Source organism: Paenibacillus sp. 01T422 (assembly GCF_056398785.1).
In genome coordinates this window covers 1-1,921 of sequence record NZ_JBFTQB010001066.1, presented here as the reverse complement: position 1 = coordinate 1,921, position 1,921 = coordinate 1, and the positions used below count along the sequence as shown (strand labels likewise).

Below are 1,921 nucleotides of genomic sequence, written 5' to 3'. Positions count from 1 at the left end.
GATAAAATTAAGATTACGGCTAACGGCACGGCAAGCCAAATTTTCGTCAATAATAAAAGCGGCACTTCAGGTACATTAGTTGATAAAGAAATCACGTTGAGCGAAAATAAGGCTAAGATCGTTAGAGTTATTGCTCAAGAAGGCATAAATACCCCTAAGATTTACTACTTGAGTATTATAAAAGTGGCCAATAAAACGGCGTTGAATGCCTCGATTACTGATGTCGAGAGCATGACAAAAGGCGATTATTCAGACACGAGTTGGCAAGCGCTACAAAATAGTTTGGCAGCTGCCAAAGAAGTGTCTGCCGACAGCACGGCAATTCAGGATCAGGTTGACGTCACGTTAGCTAATTTGCTAGCAGCCGTGCAAGGCCTRCAAAGTAATGCTCCTCCTAAAATTACGGTTTCTATCATCGTAAATGGTTTTAGCGCAACAGCAGGAAAAATCGTTAACTTAGCTAGAACAGACACCGTTGTCGAAGAAGGATCAACAGCTGCATCTGCGATTAAGAAAGTATTAGACGAGAAACAGATTTCTTTTGTTAATGCAAGCGGGAATTATATCACGAAAATAGGCGATTTGGACACAGTTGATGGCGGTTCCAAGAGTGGTTGGATGTACCTAGTCAACGGGCAATTTGCCGAAGTTGGCATCGCGGATTACAAATTAAAGAGCACTGATATCATTTCACTTGTTTACACAGATGATTATGAACAAGATATAACAACAACCGCCAATAAAACGGCACTGAATGCAAAAATTACTGAGCTTGTTACTTTGCAAAAGGGTAACTACACAGATGCAAGTTGGCTTGTACTGCAAAGCAGCTTAACACTCGCGAAAGCAGTTTCTGCAAATACCAATGCTATTCAATATCATGCTGATAGTGCATTAGCCAAAATAAATACAGCATTTCAAAACTTAGTCACAACAACAGGAGATCCACAAACGATTGCTGTTTCGTTTACCTTGAACGGTATTAGTGCTGCTGCTGGTAAAAGTGTCACTTTACCGAAAACAACAGTAAACATCGAAAAAGGTCATACGGCTGCGTACGTGATTGAAAAAGTTTTAACTGAAGCGGGCATTTCCTATGTCAATGATAACGGTGCGTATATCTCAAACGTTGGAGGACTAGTTGCTTTTGACGGGGGACCTAACAGCGGCTGGATGTATTCCGTTGATGGTGTTGATCCTGATATCGGGATTGCCGATTACATATTAGACCAAAATGCCGATATCGTACTTCGCTATACGGATAATTACTTGGATGAGAATCCACCAACAACGCCGGGTAATATTACAGTTTCTATCATCGTAAATGGTTTTAGCGCAATAGCAGGAAAAATCGTTAACTTAGCTAAAACAGACACCGTTGTAGAAGTAGGTGCAACAGCTGCATCTGCGATTAAGAAAGTATTAGACGAGAAACAGATTTCTTTTGTTAATGCAAGCGGGAATTATATCACGAAAATAGGCGATTTGGACGCAGTTGATGGTGGTACCAAAAGTGGCTGGATGTACTTGGTCAATGGCCAATTTGCCCTTGTTGGCATTGCGGATTACAAATTAAATAGCGGTGACATCATTTCACTTGTTTACACAGATGATTATGAACAAGATATAACAACAACAGCCAATAAAACGGCTCTGAATGCAAAAATAACTGAGCTTGATGCTTTGCAAAAGAGCAACTATACCGATGCAAGCTGGCTTGTACTGCAAAATAGCTTAACACTTGCAAAAGCAGTTTCCGCAAATATCAATGCTATTCAATATCATGTTGATAGTGCATTAGCAAAAATAAATGCAGCCTTTCAAAACTTAGTCACAGCAACAGTTCCGGTGGATCCAAATGACCCATCCGGCGGTCAGCCTTCAGCAGGTGAAATTCAAGCGGCAATTAATGCTGCTGCTA

At 40.7% G+C, this 1,921-nt stretch carries 1 protein-coding gene; it reads left to right on the top strand.

What is annotated here, in order from left to right:
- Window positions 1-1,921: DUF4430 domain-containing protein (locus AC1DUA_RS35550; RefSeq protein ID WP_477504220.1), on the top strand; the 1,921-nt coding region annotated here is incomplete at both ends.